We start from the raw sequence: 26,116 nt of genomic DNA, 5'->3' as shown, positions 1-26,116 counted from the left end.
CGAGGGCGCGGGGCGGCCCGGGGCAAGGCGGCGCGCCCCTGTCAGATGTCAGGGACCGCCGCCGCCCGCGCGTTCCTAGGCTGACGGGCACCGGTCCGGCCGATCGCCGGGCCCCGCACCAGCCAAGGGAGTACCACCCCATGCGCAGGATCACCCACGCCCTGGCCGCCCTCGGCCTCGCCACCGCCGCCCTGACCGCCCTGGGCACCGGCAGCGCCGGTGCCGCCGACGGCTCCTGGGCGGGCTGCCCGTCCGGCGCGGTCTGCATCTACCCGCAGAACCAGAACCCCGCCGTCTCCCCCACCGACATCTACTACAGCTACGGTGCCCACAACCTGAGCAACCAGTACGGCAACCACTGGGTGCTCAACAACCAGACCGGCGGCGCGCACGCGCACCTGTGCCGCGGCTCGGGCGGCGGCGACTGCGTCTACGACATCCCGGCCCAGAACGGCGTCTACTACGACCTGGGCCCGATCAACTCGATCACCCTGGACCGTCCCTGACGATCCGCCACCATGATCCGGGGGTGTCCGCCGCCCAGGGGGAGCGGCGGGCACCCCCGTCCCTCGTGCTGCCGCCCCCCCCGGCGGGATCTTCACGAACACAACGAGCGGACGCGGATTGCCCGCAGACCGGTTTTGCTGATTGCTGTGACCGAGAAGGTTCGCCGGGTCGGTGCGATCAGTCGGAGCGCGCTGCTTTCCATATCCACGAGGTTCGGCGGGGCAGGTCGTCCAGTTCCTGGCGGCCGGTGCACCAGAGGAGCACCTGGACGGGGTCTCCAGGAGGGGCGTCGGGGAACAGGCGACCGAGCACGGCCGCGCATAGCGGTGCGGGCGGCTGCCAGTCCACGGCCAGTCCCTGCGTGATGTCGTGTGTGTGCAGCAGGGCTTCGGCGACGCCCATTGCTGCGAAGCCCTCGGGATCACAGGGCCCCCAGTGCCAGGCCCGCAAGGTCGGACCGGCTGCGGCCAGTACGCAGCTGAGGAGGCGGCCGCAGGCGGTGACCGTCTGGAGTACCTCGGCCGGGGAGGCAGTGGGGCGGATGTTCAGGTCGAAGGGGAGGTAGGAGTCGGCGGGACGTGCTGCCACCTGCCCCGCGTAGGCCAGCAGGTCGTGCCCGATGTGCGCCGCCGTCTCCCAGCAGCTCCACTTCAGCGGACCTGCCGGCACCGTCCAGTCCTTGTCGGCATGCGGTCCGAGTACCTTCAGCAACTCGGCCAAGGCCGTGTCGACGTCCCGATGGTCCATGCGGAGCTCCTCGTGAGATTCGTGCTGTGCAAATGGGCTGTGCTCGTGGCGTCTTTCACGCCGCTTGGGTTCCGGGTCGCCCGCTACACCGGGTGCCCTTCTCGCTGCGGATGCGGGCTCGTTCCTTGCGCTGGGCCGCGCGGACGTCGGGATGGCGGGCGTTGGCATTGCGCCGGCGCGGGTAGGCGTGCAGCGCACGGTGGATCACCTCGCGCACGGTGTCCTCGTCCGCCTGGACCGGCTGGGCGATCACCGGCACCCGGTTCCCGCCGGCGGAGGCCGGCAGCATCATGGCCCACCGGTAGCGCACGGTATTCGCGCTGCCACGGCGCACGATCCGCTGCACCTGCCGGCCCTCCTGGTCCGTAAGCCTGCGGCCCCTGACCGGCTCTGCCACCGGCCTCGCTCCTCCGAGTCGAACGTCTCGCGGCATCCGACCGGCTCAAGACCTGCCGGCACCAACACGGTGGACCTTCTCGGTCACAGCATTATTGACGTCATGTCCGCGCCCGGGGTTGACTCCCCCCACCCCGCCGTGAAGCCGCGGCGACCGCAGGGAGAGGCACCGAATTGAACGCCGTACTGCGTCGCGTCCTCGTCTCCACCACCGGCCTCGCGCTGGCCCTGTCCATGACCGCCGCCTGTGGGAAGGCCGGCGGCGACAAGAAGGACTCCGCCGGCGCCGGTGACACCAAGTCCATCGGCCTGCTGCTGCCCGAGAACGCGTCCTCGACCCGCTACGAGTCCTTCGACCGCCCGTTCATCGAGGCCAAGGTCAAGGCCCTGTGCGCGGACTGCAAGGTGCTCTACAACAACGCGGAGGGCAGCGCCGCCAAGCAGAAGCAGCAGTTCGACACCCTGATCGCCCAGGGTGTCAAGGTCATCGTCCTGGACGCGTTCGACGCCAAGTCCACCGAGGGCTGGGTCAAGGAGGCCGCCGCCAAGGGCGTCAAGGTCGTCGCCTACGACCGGCTCGCCTCAGGCCCGGTCGCCGCCTACACCTCCTTCGACAACGAGAAGGTCGGCGAACTCCAGGGCCAGGCCCTGCTCGACGCGCTCGGCGCGCAGGCCGCCGACGCGAACATCGTCATGATCGACGGCGACGAGGCCGACCCCAACGCCGCCCAGTTCAAGTCCGGCGCGCACAAGGTCCTCGACGGCAAGGTCAAGAAGGTCGTCTACGAGCAGTCCGGCGAGTGGAACCCGACCGTCGCCGGGCAGAAGATCTCCGCCGCCGTCACCCAGCTCGGCAAGAACGGCTTCCAGGCCGTCTACTCCGCCAACGACGGCATGGCGGGCGCCATCATCACCCAGCTCAAGGGCGCGGGCATCAAGGTCCCCGTCGGCGGCCAGGACTCCGGCCTCGACGCCATCCAGCGGATCGTCAACGGCGACCAGGCGTACACCATCTACAAGGCGTACAAGCCGCTCGCCGAGACCGCCGCCGAGATCGCCGTCGACCTCCTCCGGGGCAAGGACGTCAAGTCCGTCGCCACCGCGAGCGTCGACAGCGCCACCGCCAAGAACGTCCCGGCCAAGCTGCTGGACGCCAAGGTCGTCACCAAGGACAACATCACCGCCACCGTCATCGCCGACGGCCTCTACAAGGCCGCCGACATCTGCACCGCCGACTACGCCGCCGCCTGCGCCGCCGCCGGCCTCAAGTAGCCCCCACCCGCCGCGCTCCCCGGGAGCCCGAGCCGCCCGCTCCACACGGCGGTTCACGTGACCGGAGCACCCGTCGCTCCGCCCGCGCTCGGCCTCCAGGCCCTTCGGCGCGGTCGGGCCGTCACCGACGTCGACCTCACCGTCCGCGCCGGCACGCCGGCACGCCGGTGAGGTCCTCGCCCTCGTCGGCCATCCGGTACGCGCTCACCGGCCCCGGCGGCCGAGCAACCGCCACCCCCGCCTCCTCCCACCCCCAACCCACCAGCCGCGCGCGGGAAGTCGGCGGGTCCGACTTCCCGCGCGCGGCATGAGGTCGGCCGGAGACCGCATCCCCGGAGATGATCCGCAACGCCCGAAAGGAATGCCGATCACGACCGACCGCGTCGACCTGCCCGGCGCTTCCCGGGGCAAGTCCTGGTGCTTGCCTGAGCACCCGTCCTGATGTTCCGTCACCAGGATCGGGATCGGGATCAGAAGTATCCGATGCCGGCGATCTGCCAGGGTGCTCCGACGTGGGTGGGGTTGCCGTTCTCCTCCAGCACATCCGCCCGGCCGATGATGCGCTCGCTGGACAGGTACCAGATCTGGGTCTCGTTGGTGCCGGTGTTGTGCCAGAGGATGTCCGGGCTTCCGTCGTTGTCGAAGTCTGCGGTGCCTGCGATCTGCCAGGGTGCTCCGACGTGAGTGGGGCTGCCGTTCTCCTCCAGCACGCTCCGCCGTTGGGCGATGCGGTGGTTGCCGTCCATGAACCAGATCTGGGTCTCGTCGGTGCTGGTGTTGTGCCAGAGGATGTCCGGGCCTCCGAAGGCGTTGAAACCTGCGACGCCGGCGATCTGCCAGGGCACTCCGACGCGGGTGGGACTGCCGTTCTCCTCCAGCACATCCGCCCGGCCGATGATGCTCCTGTCGTCCATGAACCAGATCTGGGTCTCGTCGGTGCTGGTGTTGTGCCAGAGGATGTCGGGGCGCCCGTCCCGGTTGAAGTCTGCGGTGCCGGCGATCTGCCAGGGTGCTCCGGCGTGCGCGACCTTGCCGTTCTCGTCGAGCACGACCCGGCGGGTGGTGTTGCGCTGGTTGCCGTCCAGGTACGCGATCACGGTCTCGCCGCTGTCGACGAGGTGCGTGAGAACGTCCGCGATTCCGTTGCGGTCGAAGTCTGCCGCGCCGGCGATCTGCCAGGGTGCCGGGGCCCCGGTCGGGCTGCCGTCCGGGCCGACCACGGTCCGCCGGGTGATGATGCGGCTGTCGTCCATGAACCAGATCTGGAGCTGGTCGAGGCTGGTGTCGTACCAGAGGATGTCCGGCTGCGCGTCGCTCAGCAGGTGGTCAGCGGGTGGCCCGAGGACCTTGGCGGGCGCGGTCCCGTCCAGGGTGGGGCTGCCGTGCCTCACCGACACCGCCGGAACGGTCCCCTCGTCCCTGGCCGGGTCCGACGCGCTGTGCGCCGGGCCGGCACTCGGAGCTGTCAGAGCGGCGACAACGGCGATGGCCGCACCCACCAGGGTCGATTTCCTCCTGGGCATGGTGGTTCCTCCTGTACGTGCCCACGGCCTGACGCCGCGGCCTGTGATCCGACGGGCCGGAGGAGGCGCCCTTGCGCCGGCCGGCACGCCCACCCGGCGGCCCAGCACCGGGGCCGGCCGGCGAACCCGCCGGTGGTCCGGGGCGGAGGTGCGCTGCCTCGCGCACAGGCCGTTCCACGAAGTCGGCCGCCGGTCACAGACACCGGCCCGAAACCACTCCACTGCATGAAGCCCGGCGAACCGGCCCGTCACGTCGACACGCTCGGTGTCACGGTCGCGGATTCGGCGCGGCTACTCGCGGCCGGCGCTGCCGTCGCGCTCCGAGGGGAGCCGGGGTCGAAGGCCACCGCCCGGCCCGCCGGGGCCCGGGGTGACGGTTGGATGGGCGGAGTCCCGCGCCCCCCGACCGAAGGAGGAGTCTGCATGGCGATCGAGGCGGAACTCAAGGCCGTCGTACGCGATCCCGGACGCGTCCTCGCGCGACTGGAGGAGCAGTCGGAGCAGTACGGATCCGGCCGCGCCGAGGTCTACCACGACACCTACTACGACGCGCCGGACGGCAGCCTGCTGGGCGGCGACCGCGAACTCCGGATCCGCACCGTCCACGGGCCCGACGGCACCCGCACCGTGCTCACGTACAAGGGCGCCCGGGTGGACGAGGCGTCGGGGTCGAAGTGGGAGGCGGAAACACAGGTGGAGGACGCCGAGGCGACTCAGCAGATCATGCGCGGCCTCGGGTTCACCCCGCGCATCCGGTTCGAGAAGCGGTGCCGCAACCACGCCTTCGAGCGCGACGGCCGGCGGTTCCTCGCCACCCTCGTCCGTGTCCTGGAACTCGACGTCCCGGGACTCGATGCGACGTTCATCGAGGTCGAGACCGCTGCGGCCGACCGGGGCAGCCTCGGGGCGGCGCTCGACGCCGTACGGGCGGTGCTGGCCGACCTCGGGATCGGCGAGGACGACCTGACGACCGAGCTGTACACGGACGCGGTGGCCGCGACCCGCACCTGACGGAAGATCCGATGGCCCGCCTGATCCTGCCTCCTGCCCCCCTGGGGGTGCTGCGCAGGAAGTCGGCAGGTCCGACTTCCTGCGCACCGCAGGAGGTTCGCCCACCTCAGCAACCCAGGCACTCCCACCGCGCTCCTGGCAGCAGCAGTCACCGCCCGGGACCAGAGCAAGGGCACTACACAGGAAGTCGGCAGGTCTGACTTCCCGCGCGCGGCAGGGGTTCGCCCACCTCGGCGGCCCAGGCAGTCCTGCGTTCCCGGCAGCAGCGGTAGCAGTCTCCCTCCGGGGCCAGAGCGGGGGCGCTGCGTGGAAAGTCGACAGGGCCGACTTCCTGTGCGTGGGGTTCAGGTGTGGGTGGTGTGGGTGGTGGCTTGGGTGCGGCAGTGGGTGAGGGCGAGCTTGATGCGGGTGTCGGGGGTGGGGGTGGTGGTGAGGAGTTCGCCAGCGGTGACGAGGGTGGTCCAGTAGCGGGCCGGGTCGCCGGTGCGGGGCATGGGGTGAGCGGCGGCGAGGGAGAGGTAGGCGGTGGTGAGGTTGCCGGTGGTGAACCAGCGGTCGAGGCCGTGGCGGTGGCCGGGGCGGATGCCGCCCATGGCGTCGATGGCGACCAGGAAGAGGTCGATGACGGCGCGGTCGGTGTCGGTGAGGGTGGCGGGGACGTCGAAGACGCCGAGGGCTTCGAGGAGTTCGCCGGTGTCGGCCTCCGAGCCGGGCCGGGGGTGGGCGAGGAGGGCGGCGTGGCAGTCGTCGAGGCGGCGACTCGCCTCGGCGGCGGGGATGGAGAGGGCGAGGCACACCGCCCGGGCGCAGGCCAGCGGTTGACGGGTACGGCGGGCGAGGAGGGCGTAGGCGGCGGCCGGGGTCGTGCCCCGGGAGAGCGCGTGCCGGGCAAGCGTGGTCAGGGAGGGCGAAGGCATCGGGTGAGCGCTTTCAGACGGTGACGGCGACGGGGAGGGCAGGGGCGACCAGGGCCCAGACGAACTTGCCGATCCCGCCGGAGCGGGCGCAGCAACCCCAGCGTTCGGCCAGCGCGTTGACGAGGAACAGTCCGCGTCCGCACTCCTCGTCCGGGAAGGCCGAGCGGACCACGGGACGCCCGGATCCGGCGTCGTGCACCTCGATGCGCAAGCGGTCGCCGACGATCGCGAAGCGGACCTCGACCAGCCGGTCGTCGGGCGCGTCGCAGTGCCGGACCGCGTTGGCGAACAGTTCGCCGAGGAGCAGTTCCGCGGTGTCCGAGTAGCGCTCACCGGACGGGAAGCCGGCGAGGTAGGCCCGCAGGAAGAGACGGGCCAACGGCGTGCAGTCCGTACGGGAGTCCAGCCGGGCGGCGAACGTACGGGGGCGGAGGGAAACGAGCATGGGGGTACCTCGGAGGGTGGGCGGAGGACGTCACAGGGTCGCTTCGCTGTGTAGCGATACGGCTACTCAGCGACTCCACTTTCGCCTAGACTTCAGAGCTGTTCAACGTGTCCGTTCCGTTTGATTGATGGGGTGAATCACCGTGAACAAGCGGGAACTTGACCCTCAGTCCTCCCCTGCGGCCGAGTTCGGGGCGTTCCTCCGCCAGTCACGCGAGCAGCGGGGCTGGACTCAGGAGCACCTTGCGGGGTTGGTCGGCTGCACTTCGTCCCACGTCTCGGCTCTTGAAAATGGTCGAAGGAAACCAACTCGACAGATCTCGGCAGCACTTGACAGCGCGTTCGGCACATCGCAGGCGGGCACGTTCAAGCACAAGGCAAGCGATGTCAAGTACAGCGCACTGCTGGAAGGCTTCGCAGAGTTCGTCACTCAAGAACATCGGGCCGTTGAGTTGCGGCTCTTTGAACTCGGAATCGTGCCGGGCTTGCTGCAGACGCAGGAGTACGCAACGGCCATTGCGGCGGGCGCCGTGCGCCGGAGAAGCATCACTCAGGACCAGGCGGACGAACGAGTGCGCGTCCTCATCAGCCGTCAGGCGGGCATGCGGCGGGAACCACCGCCTTTGGTCCACGTGGTCATGGATGAGAGCTGCATCCGTCGGGCCGTGGGTGGAAGTGCTGTGATGGCGGCTCAGCTCGACCGTCTGGTCGAGTTTGCCGACGAGCCCACCGTGAGGCTCCAGCTTGCCCCGTACCAGCTCGGGGAGGACAGGGCATTTGATCTTCCGGTGTCCATTCTGACGTTGCCGGACCGATCGCTGATCTCCTATGCAGAGAGCGCGCATCAAGGCCGATTGGAACGGGATGCCAGCACCGTCGCGGCCGAGTTGGCGGCCTACTATCAGCTGCAGACGCATGCCCTTTCACAGGCGGACTCGGTGGCGATGATCCGCGAGCTTCGGAGGCAACTATGACCCTCGACTGGTTCAAGTCCAGCTACAGCAGCAATGGCGGGCAGTGCGTCGAGGTATCCGACAGCGCGCCTGGCACCGTCCCCGTTCGCGACTCGAAGGACCCTCACGGCCCCGTGCTCGCCTTCCCGGCGGACGCATGGCAGTCGTTCGTGACCGCCATCCGCTCCGGTGAGTTCGGCGACGTGTGACGGCCCCTGCGAACAGCCGAAGACCCCACGACCCGTCTGCGGGTCGTGGGGTCTTCGGCTGCTGCTTCCTGACATTGGTGCGGCGGGTGGGTTCCGCCGTTGCCGGATCCTCCGGCCAGAAGTGGCGGGGGCAGCGGCCCCCGAGATCGGCGCGGACGGCGAGGACCGCGCCCGGCAGCGCCCCGGACCGGACCTGGACCGCGTACACCCACGACACCTGGAGAACCACCGCGTGACCGTCGAACTCCGCCACCGCACCGCCCTGGACCCCGAAATCCGGCAGGATCTGCTGGATGTCTACGCCGACGTGCGCGCCCCGCTGCTGCACCTGCCGAACTACCGCGTCGCCGTGTTCGCCGAACGCCTCGACCGGCACGCCGTCGAACCCGGCTTCGGACTCGTCCTCGGCTACGACGGCGAACTGCCGGTCGGATACGCCTACGGCAACACCGTCGAGGCCGGCGACCGGTACTGGGCGCGTATGACCGAGCGCCTGCCCGACGGGTACACCGACACCCCGGCCCTGGCCGTCAAGGAGATCGGCGTCCGCACCCCCTGGCGCGGCACCGGCACCGCTCGCCGCATCCACGACGCATTGCTGGCCGAGCGCGCCGAAGACCGTGTCACGCTGCTGGTCAACCCGCTCGCCGGGGACGGCAAGGTCCAGCGCCTCTACGAGGCCTGGGGCTACCGGGCGTTCAACACCCAGCAGCCCTCACCGCACTCACCCCGACTGACCGCCATGATCCGCCCGACCCGCTGAACTCCCCCACCCACCGGGCAGAACCGCCCGTGAACGCCGCCGGACGGAGGCTGCGCAGGAAGTCGGCGGGTCCGACTTCCTGCGCAGCGGGCTCTGGTGCAGGCAGCGGGTTCGCTACGGAAGTGGGGGCGGGCGTACGTGCGGCGGGTATAGGGGTCGGGGGTGGTAGAAGCGCTGCCGAAGGCCGCATCCCGGGAGATGATCCGCAAGGCCCGAAAGGAATTCCGATCATGACCGACCATGTAGACCTGTCCAGTGCCTACTGGGTCAAGTCCTCGTACTCCAACAACGGCGGCGACTGCGTCGAGGTCACTGCCGACGCCCCCGGTCTGGCTCCCGTCCGCGACTCGAAGGACCCCCAGGGGCCGGCTCTGCTCTTCCGGGCCGAGGCGTGGGTGTCGTTCGTCGCCGCCGTCCGCAGTGGCGAGTTCGGCGACATCTGAACCGAAGCCTGAACCCGGCGGGCCGGACCTGGACCGCGTACATCCACGACACCGGAAGGGCTTTGATCATGGATGACCTGCGCAGCGCCGTTTGGCGCAAGAGCTCGTACAGCGCCCAGCAGGGACAATGCGTCGAGGTGGCCCTCGGGTCCGGCCAGATTCCGGTCCGCGACTCGAAGGACCTCGAAGGCCCCGCACTGGCCTTCCCCGCCGACGCCTGGTCGAGCTTCATCGCCGCAGTCCGCAGTGGCGAGTTCGGCCAGATCTGAACCGAAGCCTGAACCCCGGCCGCTGGGGCTGGGAGGTACCGGCCGGACGGGCAGGGCCCGGTGAGGATCCGGCGGCGGCCGTCGTCCGCGAGGTCGGGGAGGAGACCGGCTGGCGGCCCGGCCGGGTCGAGCCGAGTCGAGTCGTTGACCGAGTACGACTCCATGGGCGGCATCAGTGATGCCCACTCCCGCGTCCACCGCAGCATCGCCCAACGCCGCGACGCCATGCGGCGGTCCATCGCGATCACTACCGTCTGCCTCGCCAGGGCCCAGCTCGGCCAGGGCGACCTGGAGCCCGCAGTCGCCACGGCGATGTCCGTACCGGCCGAAGCCTCCGCCCATCCCCGCATCAAGCGGATGCCGGCGGCCTTCGGCACCAGCTTGCATGGACACGCGCCCGGCAGTGCCCCGGACCGGATCTGGACCGCGTACACCCACGACACCTGGAGAACCACCGCGTGACCGTAGAACTCCGCCACCGCACCGCCCTGGACGGCAAGGTCCAGCGCCTCTACGAGGCCTGGGGCTACCGGGCGTTCACCACCCAGCAGCCCTCACCGCACTCACCCCGACTGACCGCCATGATCCGCCCGACCCACTGAACTCCCCCACCCACCAGGCAGAACCGCCCGTGAAGGCCGCCGGACGGAAGCGGCGCAGGAAGTCGGCGGGTCCGACTTCCTGCGCGCGGCGGGTGGGGGTCGGCCTGCTCCTTGCCGGCCTTGCCGAAAGTGGTGTCGCGGTGTGCCTGTTCCGCCGGACGACGCAGCGGCGGGTCGTGCTGCCCTGGGCGCGCCGGCACGGCGTGACGCGCCGACCGAGGCGGTGCTCGGACGGCGCGTCACGACAGCAGGGCGAACGTTGCCCGATGTGCCTAGTGCAGGACGTCGAGGACGTTGTCGGCGTCGTTGACGAAGTAGACCGCGTCGTGGTCGAGGTCCAGCGCGAGGCCGAAGAGGGCGCCCGCGCCGGGCGGGGTGCCTTCGCTGTTGATCGTCTTGGTGGCCACCTGACGTCCGGTCCTGGTGGTCTCGACGATGTTGCCGTCCCCGCCGTTGACCGTGAGGATGTCGCCCCGGGGCGTGATGGCCATGCCCAGCGGGGCGTTGAGGTTGCCACCGGAGGTGACGACCCGTCCGGTGCCGGCGCTGTCCGTGCGAGTGATCGCGTCCGGAATGGCGGTGATCCGGCTCCGTACGGTGTCGGCGACGTAGAGCGTGCCGTCGTGCAGGCCGACCCCGGTCGGGCCGAGGACGAGGGCCGCCGGGTCCGTCCGCTCGGGGAAGCCGGAGCCGATCTCGGTGAAGGCCATCGGGACCGGCGGCTCGTCGCCCTCGGTGCACAGGCTGATCCGCAGGACGGTGCCCTGGTCGACCTCCGCGCCGCCGCCGGCGACCGTCCCGTTGAGCACGTTCGTGACGAACAGCTCGCTGCGCCCGCCGGAGCTGACGGCGGTCATGTCCCACGGCCCGTTGATGGCGTCGTTCGCGATGGTCTCGCGGACCGTCCCGTGCTTGTCGAGGACGAGCAGGCAGCCTGCCTGGGCGGTGGCGGACGTGCCGTCCGAGGTGGGGAGGCTGCCGACCACGACCCAGCCGCCGGGCAGGACGGTCAGTGCCGTGGTGAGGCCGACCCCGCCGGGGCAGGGGCCGGGCAGGGCGCCCGGGTCGATCGTGGCGAAGGTGCTCAGGGTGCCGTCCGGGGCGACCTGGACCAGGGTGGTGCCGGTGCCCTGGAGGTTCGCCGAGTCGTTGAAGTTGCTGATCAGGACGTTGCCCCGGCGCAGGCTGCCGGCGTTCTCGCGGATCGTGAACGTGCCGTACGGGTTCACGTCGCCGTTGGCGGGGACGGTGGACCCGACGAGGGACACGGTGTTCAGCCGGTCGAGGAAGGGCCGCGGCTCGGCGGCGCCGGCCGGGGTCGCGGCGCCCGGGGTCGCGGCGCCGGCCGGGGTCGCGCCGGCGGTCAGGCCGACGGTCAGCGCGACGGCTGCCAGCGCGCTCGGACATGCCCGAAGTCTCATGTGCAGTGCCTCCTGGAGGACGGGCCCGGACGGGATCGTCCCGGCCCGTGGAAGTGCTCGGATCGCCCCCAGGACGCCACGCTAGGCACGCACCACCGACCCCGCTCGACGACGTACACCGAATGCCGGGCGCCCGGGTGACGGCCGCGCCGGGCGTGCGGCCTCCCGGGCGAGGCGGGTGCGGATCGCCCCGGACGGGCCCGCGCTCACCGCCGTCTCGACGGCCGCCAGGGCGCGGACCTCGGCGAGGACCGTGGGGACGGCGTCGACCGAGCCGGAGTCCGGGACGGGCAGGCCCGGCGCCGGCAGGTTCGCGGCCGTCCTGTCCGGGGTCGTCGGGCACGGGAGCTTCCCGCTGCCCGGCGGCAGGACGGACATCGGCGGGTCGCTCGCCGGGTGCGGTGTCCGCGAGACGCGCGAGGAGGCCGGCATCGACGTCGAGATCACCGGGATCGTCGGCACCTAAGGGCTTGCAGATCATCAACACGTCGTCTTGATCTTGTCGTTGTCACTGCGGTTGTGGTCTCTGACTCGCTTCTGGAGGGCGTCGAGAGCGTCGGGCGGGGCGGTGGCCGACGGGATCGCGACGTCGTGTGCTTCGAACACTCTCCTGATCTTCAGGAGAGTGCGATGCATGGCGGTCCGGCTGCTGACGAACAGCACGGCGAGGGGTTCGGCGGCCAGGCCGACTCGAAGGTGGAGCACGGTGGCCAGGACCTGGTCGGGGAGGGCGAGCCGTGGCGGGCGGCCACGTTGGCCGTCCCCGTGCGGTGCCAGGGTCCGGGTGAGGTCGTCCAACTGCTGCCTACTCATCCCAGCCAGTGAGGGATCGGACAGTAGAGCCGGGTTCCACCCGGCCTCGGGGTTCTCCGGTGTTCGTGGTGCCGGGACAGCTGGGGTTGACTGCGGGTGGAGGACGTAGTTCCAGTCTCCGTGGAAGGCATGCCGGGCCAGCGGCAGGGCCGCCATCTCCGCGTCGCGCTGTCCGGCCTGCGAGGACGCCCTGAGGCGCCTCTGAAGGCTGTTTGAGGCCACGAAGAAGCCCCACCAGCTTCAGGGTGCCAGCGGGGCAGGCTCGAACTCTCAATCTCCTTTCACATGACTGGTTTTGGCCTTCTTGGGGCCGCCTGTGCAGCCCCTAGGCTCGACGACAGCCAATGGAGCACGGGACTCTTCTGTCTTGTCCGCACGAGGGGGGACCATGAAGTGGAAGTTGGGGCAGCGCGTAATGCGTGCTGCTGTGGTTGGCACGATGGCTGCGAGCGGCCTGCTCTTGGCGAACGCCCCGTCAGCCATCGCGGCCGAGTCCCCTGCCTGGGCCGCTCAGATCGGTCCGAGCGGCTCGGGCTGCTTCGTCTATACGACTTACACCAACAACATCGTGACGGCGCACATCTGGCAGCAGGAAGGGAACAGGACCGACCGGTGTGGTCTGCAGGTGCTGCACTACGGGCAAGACAGCAGCGGAACGGACCAGTACCGCAACTGGTGGCCTTCGTCGAACTCCGTCGCCTATACGAGCGGTGCCGCCACGGTGGTCGACGGCCCTGACTGGTACTACGGCCCGTGGACCAGCGGCAAGATGTGCGTATCCATCCTGGCCTTCGACGAGGTCTACTTGCCTCCCTACATCGCGCTGAGCAAGAACGTCTGCCCGTGGTGAGGGCTGTCGCAGAAGCCTGATTCGGGGTGGCTACGTCGAATCACCGTCTACGGTCAGGGCGCTGGTCAGCCGTGCGGTGCCCAGGATGACTGCAAGGGTAAGTGCAGCCTTCCCCGCGTCAGCGGGGGTCTTCGCCCCCGGGCCTTGTGCCCGGGGGCGACCGGCATTTCAGGCCTCGGATGCTCGGGCCGGTACGATGCCCAGGTGCACCGCGTTCACGGGCCAGTTGTCAGCTGGCCCGTGGAAGCAGGAGGTCTGCCCCCCGAGTTCCAACTCCGGGGGCAGCACCGTTTCCAGACCAGGGCCCAGTGAACGAACTGATCCGCACCCCCTGGCGCGGCACCGGCACTGCCCGCCGCATCCACGACGCGCTGCCGGTCGGGCGCGCCGAAGACCGTGTCACGCTGCCGGTCGACCCGGTCGCCGGGGACGGCAAGGTCCAGCGCCTCTACTAGGCCTGGGGCTACCGGGCGTTCACCACCCGGCGGCCCTCACCGCACTCGCCCCGACCGACCGCCGTGATCCGCCCGACCCACTGAACTCCCCCACCCACCGGGCGAAACCGCCCGTGGGGGCCGCCGGACGGAGGCTGCGCAGGAAGTCGGCGGGTCCGACTTCCTGCGCGCGGCGGGCCGGGGGCAGCACCGAATCTGTCACGGTGTCATGGCAGTTGTCGTAAAGGCCCGTTGTGCGCGTAATCACCGTGGTACGTTCCGTGGGCAAACTGAAAACAGGTGACCCCGGCGGTGCTACCAACACCCCGGGGTCCGGCACCAGGAGCCAACACTCCCCATGCGCGTTCATCGTAGCGCCCACGTGCGCGACTTCACCGTGTTGCCCAACGGCATGCTGCAGGACCGGCGGCTGTCCTACACCGCCCGCGGCCTGCTCGCGGACCTCCTCTCCCGCCCCGACGGCCGACGCGAGGACGGCCGGCAGATGGCCGACACCAGCCCTCAGGGGCGCGGCGCGGTCCGCAAGGCCCTCAAGGAGCTGACCCAGGCCGGGTACTACCGGGTCGAGAAGGTCCGTCTGCCCGACGGCACGATCGTCACCGAGACCCACGTGTACGACACCCCGCAGCTCGCGCCGCCGGGTGCCACCCGTCCGGTGCCCGGTGGAGCGGCCACCGGCGGTGCTGACGCCATTTCAAAGAACCGGTGGAAAGAACCACCCTCCCTCCCCCCGCGGCAGTCCGAACGACCGCCGCCCGCAACTCCCGGGGAGGAAACCGACGGGCAGCTGCGCGAGGCGGTGGCCACGCTGTTCCGGGTGGTCCGCCCCGAGCCGCGCCTGCGCCTGGGCGAGGCCGAGGCACGGGAACTCGCGCCCCTGGTCGCGCAGTGGCTGGAGCGCGGCAGCAGCGCCGCCGACCTCGCCCGGGCCCTGCTGCCGGGCCTGCCCGTTCCGATGCACTCGGCGGTCGCGGTGCTCCGCCACCGCCTGGAGCGCAAGCTGCCGCCGCCCGTCCGGGCCGCCGGGCAGCCCCCGGCGGCCCGGTACACCGAGTGCGCCCGCTGCCACGACCCGGTCCCCGAACCCGGTGTCTGCCGCCCCTGCGCAGGCCTTCCACCCCGCCCGGTCGGAGTCGGCGGGGGCGGGGCGGCTGCCCGTTCCGGGGCCGCCCGGGCCCGGGCGGCCCTGCGGGCCGGGACGACGGCCGGCCTGCCCCTGGACGGCCTCGCCGCCGCCTGACGGCCGGATGCCGCCCCGGGAGCGGATGGGCAGGCCCCGGGGCTCGCCACGGAGGCGCCGAGTGCATCCGGGGGCTGATGAGGATCCCGGAGAACGGCCAGGACTACGCACGCTTCCCCACTCGCTCCGGTGTTCAACCGAGTGGGGCGTTTCGGTGGGCGCCGAGGTCCCGGCCCCTGGCTCCTTCTTGATGCCGTGCCCCGCCAGGGCCGGAGCTCGCGCGGATCGCAGCGGCCTGCCGCGAAGTGGGGTAGGGGCTGCTGGGCGGGCCTCTGAGCTGGGCGGTAGGCTCCGCGCGATCATCGTCGGCCCGCGCGGGCCGGCCGAGCTGTGCGGGGGTTCTCCGATGACGTTCCGACTGCGTGCCCTGCGGGCGGTGGTGCTGCTGGGCGGCTTCCACCTGATGGGTGCGGGCCTGCTGGCGGCAATGGCCGTACTCGACTGGCTGCTGGTGACGCGGCTGCTCACCGAGCAGGCGGCCTGGTTCGAGGGAACCGTGCTGGCCGTCACCCTGTTCCTTGCGGTGGCTATCATCCGGGGCACGGTCGCCTCGCTGCGCGCAGGAAGGCTCGGCCCGGTGCCGGGGGCCGTGGCGGTCACGCTGCAGGAGCAGCCGGAGCTGTGGGAGGAGGTCCGCGCCGCCGCCCGGGCAGCGGGGGAACGTGCGCCGGAGGAGCTGTTCCTGGTCGGAGAGGTCAACGCGAGCGTCGCCGAGCAGAGCCGTCTCCTGGGGCTGCTGCCCGGACGGCGCCGGATTTCCCTGGGGCTGCCGCTGCTGGCCGGGCTGAGCGTCCCGCAACTGCGTGCCGTCCTCGCGCACGAGTTCGGACACTTCGGCCACGGGGACACCCGGCTCGGCGGCCTCACGATGCGTGGCCGGGCGGCGGTCGTGCACACCGTCCGGGCGTTCGAGGCCGGTGGCACCTGGCTGCACCACCCGGTAGGGCGCCTCTACGCGGCGTACGCCCGGATGTTCCTACGGGCTTCGCAGTCGGTCGCCCGTCAGCAGGAGCTCGTGGCTGACCAGGTGGCCGCCCGGCACGCCGGCCGCGAGGCGGTGGCCGCCGCGCTGCGCGTCACCTGGGTGCTCGAAGCCGCGCACCGCCACTACCTGGCGACGTACGCCGCCCTGGGTGCGCCGCTGGGGGCGCTGCCGCCGGTGGGCGAGGTAAGCGGCGGCTTCCGTCGGCTGCTCGCCGCCCGGACTGCGGAGCAACTCGCTGGGCTCGCCACCGGGAGCCGCCCGGCGCGCCCGCACCCGTACGACTCCCACCCGCCGACCGCGGAGCGAATCGCCTTGATCGAGGCGCTGCCACCTGGCGGCGTCGACCGGCCGGACGGCCCGGACGCGCTGAGCTTGCTGCGCGAGCCGGACCAGCTGTTCGCGGTGCTAGAGGCGCGCACGCTGCCACCGGAGGCTTCGGCGATGCGGCGAATCAGCTGGGACGGGCTCGTCATGGCCCGAGCGGTCGCCGATGCCGAGGGCTGGTCCCGCCCCCTGCGCCTCGCGGTGGCCAGGACGCTGCGCTCCTCGGAGCCGGACGGAGAACTGCCCGGGCTGGAGGAGGTACTCGACGCCTTCGACCGTGGTCTGCTGTGGCCGGAGGTGGCCGACCGGATGCCGAAGCCGCCCCAGGCGGCGCGGCTGACCGGGCAGTCGGCCCGCAACTTCGTCCGGCCCAGGGTCTTTGACGCGCTCGCGGGCCTGGTCCACCTCCGCCTGGTCGCCGTCGGGCAGGCCACGGCGGACATCGCGTGGGCAGGACGGCCCGGGCTGGCGCTGCCCGGGGCGTGGGAGGAGGGTATGGACGACGCCCTCGACGCTGCCACCGCCGACGCGCCCGACACCGTACCCCTGCGAGCCCTGCTCGCCTCGCAAGCCCCCGCGCCTTCCGCATGACGGTGTCGGTGACTTCAGCGAATACGGCGGCCTCTCCCGAATGGCATCCGTCTGCAGGTCAGCGCGCCACAGGGTGGGGAATCGCGTGAGCAGGTCCGAGGAACACCCGAGCCTGTGGTGGGGAAATCCAGGGAGTCTCATCAGGCGGTCCGGCACCGGCATGCTCAGGTGTGGAAAGGGGTTCTTGCGCAGGTCGACGAGGAACGCCACCACTGCGGAGGCACGTCGGCCGGCGTGCCCGGGTCGTCGAGGAACTCCTCGACGGCGGGGAGAGGGTGAGTGGGTCGTGCTCGTCGTCCGGGAAGTCGCCGTGGTCGCTCACCGGGCCCCGAGGCGGCGCAGGACCGCAGAGGCAGAGGTGCCGGGGGCTGCGCCGGCTTGGACGGCCGCGTGGATCCGGTCGCCTTCCGGGTCGCGGTCAAGCTCCGCACGCAGCCACCACCGCTTCAGCGCACCGCTGATCGTTTCGACGTCGGCCTCCCCCATCTCCCGGTAGAACTCCGTCCGCTGGGCCGGGGGCAGAGCGGCGGCGACGGTGTCCTGGGTACGCGGGATGGGCTGGTGGCCGTCGTGGTGGCCGTGCCGGGGCGCTGCGCTCACAGTCTCTCCGGGCGTCTCGTGCGGGCGGGACCGTTACCGGTGTCCCCGTCGGGGGTTCCTGGCGGTCCCCGGGGACTTCCGGTACCCGATGAGCCGCCGGTCGGCCTCCCCGGGGTCGGAGCGCGGCTTCCGGTGCGCGTGCCGGTCGCGCCCGCTCTTGTGTCCTCCGACCTGCCGGATCCGGCGGGTGGGGACCCCGCGCTCGCGGGGAGATCCGGGCAGCGCACCGGGTCGGCGGCGGTCCCGGACCGGGCGCGCCTCGGCGATCACGGTGCGCAGCGTGGCTGCGTCCGCACTGGTGAAGGTGGCGGCCCCGGCGTCGGGGAGGGCTTGGCGCAGAGGGTCCGTGTCGGCACTGTGCGGCTCGATGGCGTTGTCGGGCGCGGGGCCTGCTCGGGCATGGACCGGGCTTCTGCGGTCGGTTTCTCCTGGCCGCGCCGCACCGCCCGGCCCCGGCGCGAAAAAGGTGGAAGAGGTGACCTCGGGGGCGCCCGGAACGGCCCCTTGTGCGGCCTCGGCGGGGGCGTGGCCCTGCCCCGGGGGTGGTTCGCGACTGCCGGGGCGGGGGCCTTCGGGCGGGCGGTTCACAGGGCCGTCCACGCCTTCGCCAAACCGGCTCTGACCTGGCATTATTCCGAAACTCGCCTAGGCTGTGGAGCTCTGCCGGCCACCTTCGGAGGGGACACTGTGAGCCAGGGGAACAACACGTACGACGCCGTCCGTATCGAGGTGCTGGAGGGGTGGGAAGCCGTCCGCAAGCGGCCCGGGATGTACATCGGCTCGACGGGTGAACGAGGCCTGCAGCACATGGTGTTCGAGGTCGTCGACCGGGCGGTCAACGAGATCCTGGCCGGGTGCGCGGGCCGCGTCGAGGTCACGCTCACGTCCGACGGCGGCGTGCGCGTCGAGGACGACGGCCCGGGCGTTCCCGTCCACGAGAGCGGGGACGCCGGCAATCCCGGCCTCGAAACCCTTCTGACCCGCATCGGGACCAGGACCGGGCCCGGCGGCCGTCACGACGTGGCGGTCGGCGGTGTCGGGCCCTCCGTCATCAACGCCCTGTCGCGCCGGATGACGGCCGAGGTCCGGCGCGAGGGGACCCGCTGGGTGCGGGAGTACGCGCGCGGGGTGGCGGTCACCCCGCTCACCGAGGCGGGGCCGGCGGCCGGGAGCCCCGGAAGCGGCACCACCCTCACCTTCTGGCGCGACACCGACATCTTCGGGACCGCCGAGTACTCGTTCGACGGGCTGGCGGAGCGGTTCAGGGAACTGGCGCTGCTGAACCGCGGCGTGGACATCTCGCTGACGGACGAGCGCCGCCCGGGCGAGGACCGGTCGGGCGAGGGCCGGTCGGTTCGCTTCCGGTTCCCCGGCGGGGTGCGGGACTTCGTCGCCCTGCTCGACGCCGAGGAGCCGGCACCCGACCCCGCAAAGGCGGCGGGCGCGGGCCCGGGCGCGGACGCGGGCACGGACATCATCGCCTTCGAGGGCGAGGACCCGCGGATGGCGGGGACGGTGGAGCTGGCCTTCCGCTGGCGCGGCTGCGGTGCGGAGCGGATCCGGAGCTTCGTCAACAGCCGTCCCATCGAGGGCGGTTCGCACGTGGTCGGCTTCCGTGACGGGGTGGTGGCCGCGGTCACCGCCTACGCGAGGAAGCGGCTGCTGCTGACTGCGGCGGACCCTGGCCCCACTCCCGAGCAGGTCGGCGCGGGCCTGACGGCGGTCGTGTCGGTGAAGCTGGACCGGCCCGAGTTCGAGGGTTCCAGGCGCGACTGGCTGGGCAACGCCGCCGTGCGCACCTGTGTCGGCGAGGCCGTCCGGGAGCAGCTGGATGCCTGGCTGGAGGGGCACCCGGAGCAGGCGGCCGCTGTCGTCGGCCGGATCGTCCGGGGCGGCTGAGCCCCCGGCTCCCCGGCCCCGCTGCCTCCCACGGGGTGGCGGGGGCCGGGGTGCGGGTGCGTCAGGCCGGGTGGAGGCCCGGGTTGCCGGCTTCGGTGGTGAAGGAGGCGGCGGTGGACAGGGTGCCGCCGGGGCGGGTGATGTGGGAGACGACGCGGTGGTCGGCGCGGGCCCGGTGGCGGTCCAGGGTGACGACGGTGTAGCCGCGGCGGCCGTCGTAGAACTTCATGTGCGGGTTGGCGGCCATGAGGGTGGTCCAGTTGGACGGCTTCTGCTCGCCGTCGCCGTCGCTGCTGATCGAGGTGCCGACGAACTCCACGCCCACCGTGCGGGAGTCGGGGTCGTCGAAGTCGCGCTTGACGTCCAGGGCGTAGGCCACGTGGACGTCGCCGGTGAGCAGCACCAGGTTCTTGACGCCGGACCGGTCGACGGCCTTGAGGAAGCGTTCGCGGGCGGCCGGGTAGCCGTCCCAGGCGTCCATGGAGAGTTTGGAGGGCCCGGCGGTGGTGTTCCTGCGGCGGGAGAAGACGACCTGCTGCGGTACCACGTTCCAGGTGGCCCGGGAGCGGCGCAGGCCTTCGGCGAACCAGCGTTCCTGGGCGGCGCCCATCAGGGTGCGTGCGGGGGCGTCGGATTCGGGGGTGGGGTACTGCCAGCCGTCGCCGTTGGCCTGGTCGTCGCGGTACTGGCGGGTGTCGAGGATGTCGAACTGGGCGAGTCGTCCGAAGTGGACGCGCCGGTAGAGGGTCAGGTCGGTGCCGCGCGGCCGGGGCATGCGCAGCGGCTGGTTCTCCCAGTAGGCGCGGTAGGCGGCGGCGCGGCGGGCGACGAAGGGGGCCGGGTCCTGGTTCTTCTCGGGGATGCCGGCGGCGTAGTTGTTCTCCACCTCGTGGTCGTCCCAGGTGACGTACCAGGGGTGGGCGGCGTGCGCGGCCTGCAGGTCGGGGTCGTTCTTGTAGAGGGAGTAGCGCAGCCGGTAGTCCTCCAGGGTGGTGGTCTCGTGGTTGTGGTGGGCCGGCAGGGTGCGGTCGGTGTAGTGGCGGTCGCCACCGGCGGCGTCGATGCCGTATTCGTAGATGTAGTCGCCGACGTGGAAGACGGCGTCGACGTCCTCGGTCGCGAGGTGGCGGTAGGCGGTGAAGTAGCCGTCCTCGTAGGCCTGGCAGGAGACGAGGGCGAGGCGGGCGCTGTCGGGCCGGTGGCCGCGGGGGGCGGTGGTGCGGGTGCGGCCGGTGGGGCTGGCCCAGGGGCCGACGGTGAAGCGGTACCAGTAGGTGCGGGCGGGGTCGAGGCCGTCGACGTCGACGTGCACGGCGTAGCTGAACTCGGCGTGGGCGCGGGCGCTGCCGCGCTGTTCGACGCGGCGGAAGCGTTCGTCGCGGGCGATCTCCCAGCCGACGCGCACCGAGCCGGCGGGTGGCAGGCCGGCGCCGGGTTCCAGCGGGCGCGGGGCCAGGCGGGTCCACAGGACGACGGATTCGGGGGTCGGGTCGCCGGAGGCCACGCCGAGGGTGAAGGGGTCGTCGCCGATGGCGCGGGGGGTGAGTTCGGCGTCGGCGGCGTGCGCGGAGGGGAGGTTGACGCCGAAGGCGAGGGCTGCGGCGGCGGAGGTGACGGTCAGGAAGCGGCGGCGGTCGAGGCGGGCGGCGGCTTCGCGCAGCAGCCGGTCGGGGGTGGGGCGGTCGGCGGGGCGGGTCATGGGGGTGGCCTTTCGCTGCTCGGTGCTCGGTGCTCGGTGCTCCGGGGGTGTGCGAAGGGAATTGGAGTGGACCGCCCGGTCCTGCGGGGGTCGGGATTCCGGCAGCGGGGTGATCATCGGGTGGGAGACCCGTGAAGGTCCGACGTATCGTCACGAACCATGAGGAACCGGGGTCTTCGGGTGCGGAACGGCGTCGTGTCGGTGCTGTGCGGACGCCGGAGCCGGCGCCGGAACCGTTCTGCTCCGCCCGTGGTGGCGGCGGTGTGGCATCCGTGCCATGGGTGGGTCAAGTCCCCAGCAGGCGGGCGAAGCGTTCCAGAGCCCGGTCGGCGCGGTCGCGGTCGCCGGTGGTGGTGAGGTCGAAGAGCAGGCCGCGCAGGACGGCCATGACCAGGGTGGGGGTGGCGGTGTCGTCCTCGCCGTCGGCGACGTCGCGGAAGGCGGCGCTGAGGGTGTCGAACCAGTCGGTGATCGCGCGGGCGCGGTCCGGGTAGTGCTCGGGGTGGGCGAGCCCGTCGGCGTGGACCTCGAAGAACAGCCGGACGAACGGGGCGCGTTCGGGCGCGCTCAGCCACGCCCAGATGCCGCGCAGCCGTTGCGCGGGCGTGCCCGTTCCCGGTGGCGGGCAGCCGGTCAGGCGGGCCGCGCCGCGGCGGCGGGCCTCGGCGAGGACGGCGGCGACCAGTTCCTGCTTGCTGCCGAAGTCGTAGAGCAGCATGCGCGGGCTGGTGTCGAGGGCGGCGGCCAGGGGGCGCAGGCTGAGTCCGGCCAGGCCGTGGGCGAGGACGTGGTCGGTCGCCCGGGCCAGGGTGCGTTCGCGGCGGGCGGGGTCGGCGGGTCGTGCCACGGTGGCCGGTCCTTTCTGCGGGGCCCGATGATGCCTGGTCGGTTTCGGGCGGGACTGCCGGACGGGTTTATGGTACGACTGTTTCAAGAATGGTCGAAAACGGCGGGGCCGCCGTGACGAAGGGGGAAGCCATGCGGAACGAGAGCGTTGTGACGGACAGTCACGGAGACGGGAACGGAGACGGGAACGGAGACGGGCACGGCATCGGGCGGGCTCTGGTGCTCGGACCGGGGGGCCGGCCGGGCGCCGCGTGGACGGCCGGGCTGGCGGCCGGGCTGCGCGGAGCCGGGGTGGACCTGGGCGCGGCGGACCTGACGGTCGGCACCTCGGCCGGGGCGATCGTGGCCGCGCTGCTGGCCGGAGGGCAGGACCTGGAGCGCCTGGTGGACCCGGCCCGGCGCCCCGCAGCCGCCGCGGCCCCTGCCACTCCCCCGGTCCCCCCGGCCGCCGCGGCCCCTGCGGCTCCCGCCCGCCGGCCCGGTCCGGCCGTCACGGGCGAGGTGTTCGCCGTGCTCGGCCAGGGCCTGGACCCGGCCGAGGCGCGCCGCCGGGTCGGGGCCATCGCGCTGGCGAGCGCCGACGCCGGGGCCGAACGCGACCTGCTGGCCCGCCGCGAGGCCCTGATCGGCACGCCCGCCTGGCCGGAGCGGCGCCTGCTGGTGACCACCGTCGACGCGGTGGACGGCGAGCCCCTGGTGCTCGGCGCCGGCGACGGCGTGCCGCTGCTGCGGGCGGTGGCCGCCTCCAGCGCCTTCCCGGGGACGGAGGTGCCCGTCACGCTGCCCGGGGGCCGCCGCGGCATGGACGGCGCGCTGCGCGCGGGCGCCAACGCCGACCTGGCCGCCGGGGCCCGCGCGCTGGTCGTGGTCGAGCCGCTGGCGCACCGCCACCCGCCCACCGACCTCACGCCCTGGCCGTCGGCCGTGGCGCTCGCGCCCGACGCCGGCGCGCGGGCGGTGCTGGACTCCGAGCGGGCGGACTGGGACACCTGGGTCGGCGCGTACCGGGAGGGCGTGCGCCAGGGCGGCGAAGCGGCCGACCGGGTGCGCGCCGTCTGGGGATCCGCCTGACCCGCGACCCCCGTGCCTGACCGAGCGTCGGATCCTCGGGTTTTCAGACGACTTCGAGGTTGGCCATCATCCCCATGTCCTCGTGCTCGGCGTTGTGGCAGTGGAAGAGGTAGCGGCCGCGGTAGCCGTCGAAGCGGGTGATGATCTCCGCGGACTCCCCGGGGCGCAGCGAGACGGTGTCCTTGAGGCCGGCGTCGTGGGGCAGCGGGGGGCGGCCACCGCGGGTGAGGACGCGGAAGCCGGTCAGGTGCAGGTGGACGGGGTGGTGGACGTCTGCGACCAGGCGCCAGACCTCGGTGTCGCCTAGGCCGACGGTGACGTCGGTGCGGGCGGGGTCGAAGGGTTTGCCGCCGATGAGCCAGCCGTGGCCGCCGTTCATGCGTCCGGCGCGGAAGGAGAAGTCGCGGACGCGGACGGCGTCCTGGCGGCGCCAGTCGGGCAGGTCGGTGGCGAGGACGGGCGGGATCCGGCTGTCGTCGGCGGCGGGGCGGGCGACACGGAAGGCCATCACGTCGCGGGTGCGCCCGGTGCCGAGGCGGTTGACGATGCGGACCAGGCCGCCGGTCGGGACGGGGGCGAAGTCGATGACGACGTCGTGGCGTTCGGCGGGGGCCATCGGCAGGGTGCGGTGGGTGACGGGGGCGGCGAGCAGGCCCTGGTCGGAGCCGATCTGGACGAGGTCGAGGCGGCGTCCGTCGTCGGTGACCGCCTCCAGTGCGTAGTGGCGGGCGTTGGAGGCGTTGAGCAGGCGCAGCCGGTGGCGGGCGGCGTCGGTCTCGTGGACGGGCCAGGGGGCGCCGTTGACGAGGATGACGTCGCCGAGGACGCCGGCGAGGTAGGGCTCGCGCACGCCGGGGCGTTCGCGCAGGGTGGGGTCGAGGGACGGGTAGTGGAGGCTGCCGTCGGCGGTGAAGGCGCGGTCGGTGATCATCAGGGGCAGTTCGCGGGGGCCGGCGGGCAGGCCGAGGGAGTCCTCGGTGTCGTCGCGCACGATGTGCAGGCCGGCGAGGCCGCGCCAGATCGCGGGGGCGGTGAAGTCCATGCGGTGGTCGTGGTACCAGAGCAGGGCGGGGCGCTGGTCGTTGGGGAAGGTGTAGTCGCGGGTGAGGCGGCTGGTGACGGCGCGCGGGTCGGCCATGCCCTGGGCGTCCCGGGCCATGCCGGGCATGCCCGCCATGGCGTGCGCATCCGGTCCGGCGGCGGGGTCGGGCCAGGCGGCGGGCAGCACGAGGTCGGTGGGGTAGCCGTCGGAGGCGGCCGGGGTGCGTCCGCCGTGCAGGTGGACGACGGTGGGCACCGGCAGTTCGTTGCGGTGCGTCACGGTGACGGGGCGGCCGCGGCGGGACTCGATCGTGGGGCCGGGGAAGGTGCCGCCGTACGTCCACAGGCGGGTGCGCAGGCCAGGCAGGATCTCGGCGCTCGCCTCGCGCTGGGTGATCTCGTAGCGGTCGGCGGCGCCGTCGGTGGCGACGGGCCTGAGCACGGCGGGCAGGGGCAGCGGGGTCCGGAACGGGGGCGGCAGCGCGGCGGTGCTGCGCAGTTCGGCGCCGGTGGCGGCGGGACGGCGGGCGAGGGCGGCGGCGGAGGCCAGTCCGGCGGTGGTGAGCAGGCCGAAGGCGCCTCCGATGCCGAGGATCTGACGTCGGGTCAGGCCGAGCGGGCGGGGGTCGGAGGGGCCGGGGGCGGCGGTGCGGGTCTCGAAGTCCTCAGGCATGGTCGGCCTCCGGCTCCGGCCCGGTCTGCTGCGCCTGCTCCGGTCCGGTCCGGCGTTTCGGGGTGCGCGGCGGCAGCGGGGTGCGCGGCGGCAGTGGGGTGCGCCAGAGGGCGACGGCGAGGACGACGATCCCGGTGACGGTGGCCACCCCCAGCGGCAGGTGCAGCCACAGCGCGCCGCGCAGCCCGGCGACGTACTGCACGGTCTCGGCCGCGACCACGGCCAGCGTGGCGAGCAGCGGCCAGGAGCGGCGCAGCCGTACCCGGACCACGACGGCCGCGATCAGCTGGAGGTAGCCGAGCGAGGTGACGGCGTCGGCGCCGGCGGCGTGCCAGCCCAGGCCGTCGAAGTCGCCGCTGAGGTAGACCCCGGCGAACACGGGCTGGCCGGAGACGGCGACGGTGTGGGCGGTGACCAGGGCCCGCAGTGTCCAGCCGGCGGGCCCGGTCCGCTCCCCCGTGGCGGACCGGGCCGGTGTGCCCGGACGGGACCTGTCGGCTGCGATGGCCATGGCGCGCGTCCTTCCTCGCTCTGCTCGGGCCGCGCTGTTCCCGGTGCGCGGCCTGCCCATGACGCTATGACCCGCCGGTTATCGTGTCTAAGATCAATAGTGCTATGGCGTTATGCCGCAGAGGACATGGCAGCTGGGGGCGACCGGTGGACCTGAACACGCTCACCCAGTTCCTGGCGGTGGCGCGGCTGGAGCACCTGAGCCGCGCCGCCGAGGAACTGCGCGTCGCCCAGCCGTCGTTGAGCCGCAGCATCGCCCGGCTGGAGGCGGAGCTCGGCGCGCCGCTGTTCGACCGGGGCGGGCGGCTGCGCCTCAACGAGGCCGGGCGGGTGTTCCGCGGCCACGTCGAGCGCTCGCTCGGCGAACTGGAGGCCGGACGGCGGGCGGTGGCCGAGGCCGCGGGGCGGGGCCTGGGCACGGTGCGGCTGGCGTCGGAGACCTTCCTGGCCTTCAGCGGGCCGCTGGCCGCGTTCAAGCGGGCCCACCCCGAGGTGGAGATCGAGCTGCACCAGCTGTCCGCCGAGGAGATGGGCCGCCGGCTGCGGGCCCGGGAGATCGACCTCGCCGTGGCCTCCCAGCCGATCGCCGCCGAGGGCCTGGAATCCGTCCTGCTGCTGGACGAGGAGGTCGGACTGGCCGTCGCCCTCGGGCACCCGCTGGCCGCCCGCGCAGCGGTCGGCATCGACGACCTCGCCGACCAGCCGTTCATCGCCGCCCGGCCCGGGCACTGGCAACGGCGTCTGCTGGAGCGGCTGTTCGCCGGGCGCGGCCTGGTGCCGCGGATCGTCTGCGAGGGCGACGAGGCGGGCACCATCGCCGAACTCATCAGCGCGGGCCTGGGCATCGGCCTGGTGCCTGCCATCGCCCGGCGCACCGCCACCCGCCTGCCGCTGACCTGGGTCGCCGTCGACAGCCCCGACTGCCGGCGCGCCCTCACCCTCTCCTGGGGCGCGGGCGGGCGCCTGCCCACCGCCGCCCGCCTGCTGCGCGACGCCGTCGCCGCCTGGGACTGGACGGGCGGCGGACCGGCCTGACGACGAC

29 protein-coding genes and 2 pseudogenes are annotated in these 26,116 nt (G+C 72.6%); 19 read left to right on the top strand and 12 right to left on the bottom strand.

Going from position 1 to position 26,116, the window contains the following annotated elements:
- Window positions 1-140 precede the first annotated feature (140 nt).
- A complete protein-coding gene (locus ACFV04_RS14705) occupies window positions 141-506 on the top strand; it encodes a hypothetical protein (RefSeq protein ID WP_360263590.1) in 366 nt (121 codons plus the stop codon).
- Window positions 507-684: 178 nt separating this feature from the next.
- On the opposite strand, the gene ACFV04_RS14700 is transcribed toward ACFV04_RS14705, so the two are convergent.
- The gene (locus tag ACFV04_RS14700) at window positions 685-1,254 is read right to left on the bottom strand and encodes a DinB family protein (RefSeq protein ID WP_380349186.1); all 570 of its coding nucleotides are present in this window, start codon (window positions 1,252-1,254) and stop codon (window positions 685-687) included.
- A gap of 196 nt (window positions 1,255-1,450) precedes the next feature.
- A pseudogene (locus tag ACFV04_RS14695) lies at window positions 1,451-1,651 on the bottom strand (IS630 family transposase); the annotation flags it as partial.
- 173 nt (window positions 1,652-1,824) lie between these two features.
- On the opposite strand from ACFV04_RS14695, the gene ACFV04_RS14690 reads away from it, so the two are divergent.
- Window positions 1,825-2,922, top strand: a complete 1,098-nt coding sequence (locus ACFV04_RS14690; RefSeq protein ID WP_380529245.1) for a sugar ABC transporter substrate-binding protein — start codon at window positions 1,825-1,827, stop codon at window positions 2,920-2,922.
- 470 nt (window positions 2,923-3,392) lie between these two features.
- Here the strand turns inward: ACFV04_RS14690 and ACFV04_RS14685 are convergent, their stop codons facing one another.
- The gene (locus ACFV04_RS14685; RefSeq protein ID WP_380529243.1) at window positions 3,393-4,319 is read right to left on the bottom strand and encodes an FG-GAP repeat domain-containing protein; all 927 of its coding nucleotides are present in this window, start codon (window positions 4,317-4,319) and stop codon (window positions 3,393-3,395) included.
- Between the two features lie 549 nt (window positions 4,320-4,868).
- Here ACFV04_RS14685 and cyaB point away from each other — a divergent pair.
- Window positions 4,869-5,456, top strand: a complete 588-nt coding sequence (gene cyaB, locus ACFV04_RS14680; protein WP_380529242.1) for a class IV adenylate cyclase — start codon at window positions 4,869-4,871, stop codon at window positions 5,454-5,456.
- Window positions 5,457-5,800: 344 nt separating this feature from the next.
- Here cyaB and ACFV04_RS14675 read toward each other — a convergent pair whose 3' ends face one another.
- Both ACFV04_RS14675 and ACFV04_RS14670 read right to left on the bottom strand, forming a co-directional pair.
- The gene (locus ACFV04_RS14675) at window positions 5,801-6,373 is read right to left on the bottom strand and encodes a hypothetical protein (protein ID WP_380529240.1); all 573 of its coding nucleotides are present in this window, start codon (window positions 6,371-6,373) and stop codon (window positions 5,801-5,803) included.
- A gap of 13 nt (window positions 6,374-6,386) precedes the next feature.
- Window positions 6,387-6,818, bottom strand: a complete 432-nt coding sequence (locus ACFV04_RS14670; protein WP_380529238.1) for an ATP-binding protein — start codon at window positions 6,816-6,818, stop codon at window positions 6,387-6,389.
- Window positions 6,819-6,960: 142 nt separating this feature from the next.
- On the opposite strand from ACFV04_RS14670, the gene ACFV04_RS14665 reads away from it, so the two are divergent.
- From ACFV04_RS14665 to ACFV04_RS14630, 8 genes are all read left to right on the top strand, one after another.
- Entirely contained in the window at window positions 6,961-7,791 is an 831-nt protein-coding gene (locus ACFV04_RS14665; protein ID WP_380529236.1) for a Scr1 family TA system antitoxin-like transcriptional regulator, read from the top strand.
- Window positions 7,788-7,979, top strand: coding sequence for a DUF397 domain-containing protein (locus ACFV04_RS14660; protein WP_380529234.1), 192 nt, complete (start codon window positions 7,788-7,790; stop codon window positions 7,977-7,979). Before ACFV04_RS14665 ends, ACFV04_RS14660 begins: the two co-directional genes overlap by 4 nt.
- Window positions 7,980-8,196: 217 nt before the next feature.
- Window positions 8,197-8,742 carry a GNAT family N-acetyltransferase gene (locus tag ACFV04_RS14655; RefSeq protein WP_380529258.1) on the top strand — a complete coding sequence of 182 codons (546 nt, stop codon included), beginning with the start codon at window positions 8,197-8,199 and terminating at the stop codon, window positions 8,740-8,742.
- A 230-nt stretch (window positions 8,743-8,972) separates the two neighbouring features.
- The gene (locus ACFV04_RS14650; protein ID WP_380529232.1) at window positions 8,973-9,185 is read left to right on the top strand and encodes a DUF397 domain-containing protein; all 213 of its coding nucleotides are present in this window, start codon (window positions 8,973-8,975) and stop codon (window positions 9,183-9,185) included.
- A 68-nt stretch (window positions 9,186-9,253) separates the two neighbouring features.
- A complete protein-coding gene (locus ACFV04_RS14645) occupies window positions 9,254-9,454 on the top strand; it encodes a DUF397 domain-containing protein (RefSeq protein WP_380529256.1) in 201 nt (66 codons plus the stop codon).
- Window positions 9,403-9,633 (top strand): NUDIX domain-containing protein, encoded by a 231-nt coding sequence (locus tag ACFV04_RS14640; protein WP_380529255.1) that lies wholly within the window; start codon window positions 9,403-9,405, stop codon window positions 9,631-9,633. Before ACFV04_RS14645 ends, ACFV04_RS14640 begins: the two co-directional genes overlap by 52 nt.
- Window positions 9,599-9,916 (top strand): hypothetical protein, encoded by a 318-nt coding sequence (locus ACFV04_RS14635; protein WP_380529259.1) that lies wholly within the window; start codon window positions 9,599-9,601, stop codon window positions 9,914-9,916. The genes ACFV04_RS14640 and ACFV04_RS14635 overlap by 35 nt, the downstream gene beginning before the upstream one ends.
- Window positions 9,913-10,056 (top strand): hypothetical protein, encoded by a 144-nt coding sequence (locus ACFV04_RS14630; RefSeq protein ID WP_380529230.1) that lies wholly within the window; start codon window positions 9,913-9,915, stop codon window positions 10,054-10,056. The genes ACFV04_RS14635 and ACFV04_RS14630 overlap by 4 nt, the downstream gene beginning before the upstream one ends.
- A gap of 272 nt (window positions 10,057-10,328) precedes the next feature.
- Here the strand turns inward: ACFV04_RS14630 and ACFV04_RS14625 are convergent, their stop codons facing one another.
- Window positions 10,329-11,477, bottom strand: coding sequence for a hypothetical protein (locus ACFV04_RS14625; protein WP_380529228.1), 1,149 nt, complete (start codon window positions 11,475-11,477; stop codon window positions 10,329-10,331).
- A 178-nt stretch (window positions 11,478-11,655) separates the two neighbouring features.
- On the opposite strand from ACFV04_RS14625, the gene ACFV04_RS14620 reads away from it, so the two are divergent.
- Complete coding sequence (locus tag ACFV04_RS14620) at window positions 11,656-11,943, top strand: NUDIX hydrolase (RefSeq protein WP_380529226.1); 288 nt, start codon at window positions 11,656-11,658, stop codon at window positions 11,941-11,943.
- A 14-nt stretch (window positions 11,944-11,957) separates the two neighbouring features.
- Here ACFV04_RS14620 and ACFV04_RS14615 read toward each other — a convergent pair.
- Window positions 11,958-12,458 (bottom strand): annotated as a pseudogene (locus ACFV04_RS14615) (ISAzo13 family transposase); the annotation flags it as partial.
- A 220-nt stretch (window positions 12,459-12,678) separates the two neighbouring features.
- Here ACFV04_RS14615 and ACFV04_RS14610 point away from each other — a divergent pair.
- The 4 genes from ACFV04_RS14610 (at window position 12,679) to ACFV04_RS14595 (ending at window position 16,735) form a co-directional block, all read left to right on the top strand.
- Window positions 12,679-13,140 carry a hypothetical protein gene (locus tag ACFV04_RS14610; protein WP_380529224.1) on the top strand — a complete coding sequence of 154 codons (462 nt, stop codon included), beginning with the start codon at window positions 12,679-12,681 and terminating at the stop codon, window positions 13,138-13,140.
- Window positions 13,141-13,448: 308 nt separating this feature from the next.
- Window positions 13,449-13,595: a hypothetical protein gene (locus ACFV04_RS14605; RefSeq protein ID WP_380529223.1), complete on the top strand. Its 147-nt coding sequence runs from the start codon at window positions 13,449-13,451 to the stop codon at window positions 13,593-13,595.
- Window positions 13,596-13,932: 337 nt separating this feature from the next.
- Window positions 13,933-14,835 carry a hypothetical protein gene (locus ACFV04_RS14600; protein WP_380529221.1) on the top strand — a complete coding sequence of 301 codons (903 nt, stop codon included), beginning with the start codon at window positions 13,933-13,935 and terminating at the stop codon, window positions 14,833-14,835.
- 346 nt (window positions 14,836-15,181) lie between these two features.
- Window positions 15,182-16,735 carry a M48 family metalloprotease gene (locus ACFV04_RS14595; protein ID WP_380338158.1) on the top strand — a complete coding sequence of 518 codons (1,554 nt, stop codon included), beginning with the start codon at window positions 15,182-15,184 and terminating at the stop codon, window positions 16,733-16,735.
- Between the two features lie 318 nt (window positions 16,736-17,053).
- Here the strand turns inward: ACFV04_RS14595 and ACFV04_RS14590 are convergent, their stop codons facing one another.
- Window positions 17,054-17,335, bottom strand: a complete 282-nt coding sequence (locus tag ACFV04_RS14590; RefSeq protein ID WP_380529219.1) for a hypothetical protein — start codon at window positions 17,333-17,335, stop codon at window positions 17,054-17,056.
- Window positions 17,336-18,022: 687 nt separating this feature from the next.
- Between ACFV04_RS14590 and ACFV04_RS14585 the strand changes: the two genes are divergently transcribed.
- A complete protein-coding gene (locus ACFV04_RS14585; protein ID WP_380529217.1) occupies window positions 18,023-19,234 on the top strand; it encodes an ATP-binding protein in 1,212 nt (403 codons plus the stop codon).
- Window positions 19,235-19,295: 61 nt separating this feature from the next.
- Here the strand turns inward: ACFV04_RS14585 and ACFV04_RS14580 are convergent, their stop codons facing one another.
- Window positions 19,296-20,933 carry an alkaline phosphatase D family protein gene (locus tag ACFV04_RS14580; protein WP_380529215.1) on the bottom strand — a complete coding sequence of 546 codons (1,638 nt, stop codon included), beginning with the start codon at window positions 20,931-20,933 and terminating at the stop codon, window positions 19,296-19,298.
- Window positions 20,934-21,219: 286 nt separating this feature from the next.
- Window positions 21,220-21,780 carry a TetR family transcriptional regulator gene (locus tag ACFV04_RS14575; protein ID WP_380529214.1) on the bottom strand — a complete coding sequence of 187 codons (561 nt, stop codon included), beginning with the start codon at window positions 21,778-21,780 and terminating at the stop codon, window positions 21,220-21,222.
- A 218-nt stretch (window positions 21,781-21,998) separates the two neighbouring features.
- Here ACFV04_RS14575 and ACFV04_RS14570 point away from each other — a divergent pair, with 218 nt between their 5' ends.
- Complete coding sequence (locus ACFV04_RS14570; RefSeq protein WP_380529212.1) at window positions 21,999-22,850, top strand: patatin-like phospholipase family protein; 852 nt, start codon at window positions 21,999-22,001, stop codon at window positions 22,848-22,850.
- Between the two features lie 43 nt (window positions 22,851-22,893).
- Here ACFV04_RS14570 and ACFV04_RS14565 read toward each other — a convergent pair whose 3' ends face one another.
- Together ACFV04_RS14565 and ACFV04_RS14560 are read right to left on the bottom strand one after the other, a co-directional pair.
- Window positions 22,894-24,564: a multicopper oxidase family protein gene (locus ACFV04_RS14565; protein WP_380529210.1), complete on the bottom strand. Its 1,671-nt coding sequence runs from the start codon at window positions 24,562-24,564 to the stop codon at window positions 22,894-22,896.
- On the bottom strand, window positions 24,557-25,075 hold the full coding sequence (locus tag ACFV04_RS14560) for a hypothetical protein (protein WP_380529208.1): 519 nt from the start codon (window positions 25,073-25,075) through the stop codon (window positions 24,557-24,559). Before ACFV04_RS14560 ends, ACFV04_RS14565 begins: the two co-directional genes overlap by 8 nt.
- A gap of 146 nt (window positions 25,076-25,221) precedes the next feature.
- Here ACFV04_RS14560 and ACFV04_RS14555 point away from each other — a divergent pair, with 146 nt between their 5' ends.
- Window positions 25,222-26,109, top strand: a complete 888-nt coding sequence (locus ACFV04_RS14555; protein WP_380529206.1) for a LysR family transcriptional regulator — start codon at window positions 25,222-25,224, stop codon at window positions 26,107-26,109.
- The last annotated feature ends 7 nt before the right edge of the window (window positions 26,110-26,116 follow it).

Origin of the sequence: Kitasatospora sp. NPDC059599, from assembly GCF_042735125.1 — a bacterium.
Classification (GTDB): Bacteria; Actinomycetota; Actinomycetes; order Streptomycetales; family Streptomycetaceae; genus Kitasatospora.
Note: the sequence above shows the minus strand (reverse complement) of the source record. Positions and strands in the feature narration are given on the sequence as shown.

Bases quoted from the DNA above. Each gene is read 5' to 3' on its own strand.
- ACFV04_RS14595 (WP_380338158.1), top strand. From the start codon at position 15,182: ATGACGTTCCGACTGCGTGCCCTGCGGGCGGTGGTGCTGCTGGGCGGC.
- cyaB (WP_380529242.1), top strand. From the start codon at position 4,869: ATGGCGATCGAGGCGGAACTCAAGGCCGTCGTACGCGATCCCGGACGC.
- ACFV04_RS14600 (WP_380529221.1), top strand. From the start codon at position 13,933: ATGCGCGTTCATCGTAGCGCCCACGTGCGCGACTTCACCGTGTTGCCC.
- ACFV04_RS14645 (WP_380529256.1), top strand. From the start codon at position 9,254: ATGGATGACCTGCGCAGCGCCGTTTGGCGCAAGAGCTCGTACAGCGCC.
- ACFV04_RS14625 (WP_380529228.1), bottom strand. From the start codon at position 11,477: ATGAGACTTCGGGCATGTCCGAGCGCGCTGGCAGCCGTCGCGCTGACC.
- ACFV04_RS14705 (WP_360263590.1), top strand. From the start codon at position 141: ATGCGCAGGATCACCCACGCCCTGGCCGCCCTCGGCCTCGCCACCGCC.
- ACFV04_RS14610 (WP_380529224.1), top strand. From the start codon at position 12,679: ATGAAGTGGAAGTTGGGGCAGCGCGTAATGCGTGCTGCTGTGGTTGGC.
- ACFV04_RS14650 (WP_380529232.1), top strand. From the start codon at position 8,973: ATGACCGACCATGTAGACCTGTCCAGTGCCTACTGGGTCAAGTCCTCG.
- ACFV04_RS14565 (WP_380529210.1), bottom strand. From the start codon at position 24,564: ATGCCTGAGGACTTCGAGACCCGCACCGCCGCCCCCGGCCCCTCCGAC.
- ACFV04_RS14560 (WP_380529208.1), bottom strand. From the start codon at position 25,075: ATGGCCATCGCAGCCGACAGGTCCCGTCCGGGCACACCGGCCCGGTCC.
- ACFV04_RS14660 (WP_380529234.1), top strand. From the start codon at position 7,788: ATGACCCTCGACTGGTTCAAGTCCAGCTACAGCAGCAATGGCGGGCAG.
- ACFV04_RS14675 (WP_380529240.1), bottom strand. From the start codon at position 6,373: ATGCCTTCGCCCTCCCTGACCACGCTTGCCCGGCACGCGCTCTCCCGG.
- ACFV04_RS14700 (WP_380349186.1), bottom strand. From the start codon at position 1,254: ATGGACCATCGGGACGTCGACACGGCCTTGGCCGAGTTGCTGAAGGTA.
- ACFV04_RS14580 (WP_380529215.1), bottom strand. From the start codon at position 20,933: ATGACCCGCCCCGCCGACCGCCCCACCCCCGACCGGCTGCTGCGCGAA.
- ACFV04_RS14670 (WP_380529238.1), bottom strand. From the start codon at position 6,818: ATGCTCGTTTCCCTCCGCCCCCGTACGTTCGCCGCCCGGCTGGACTCC.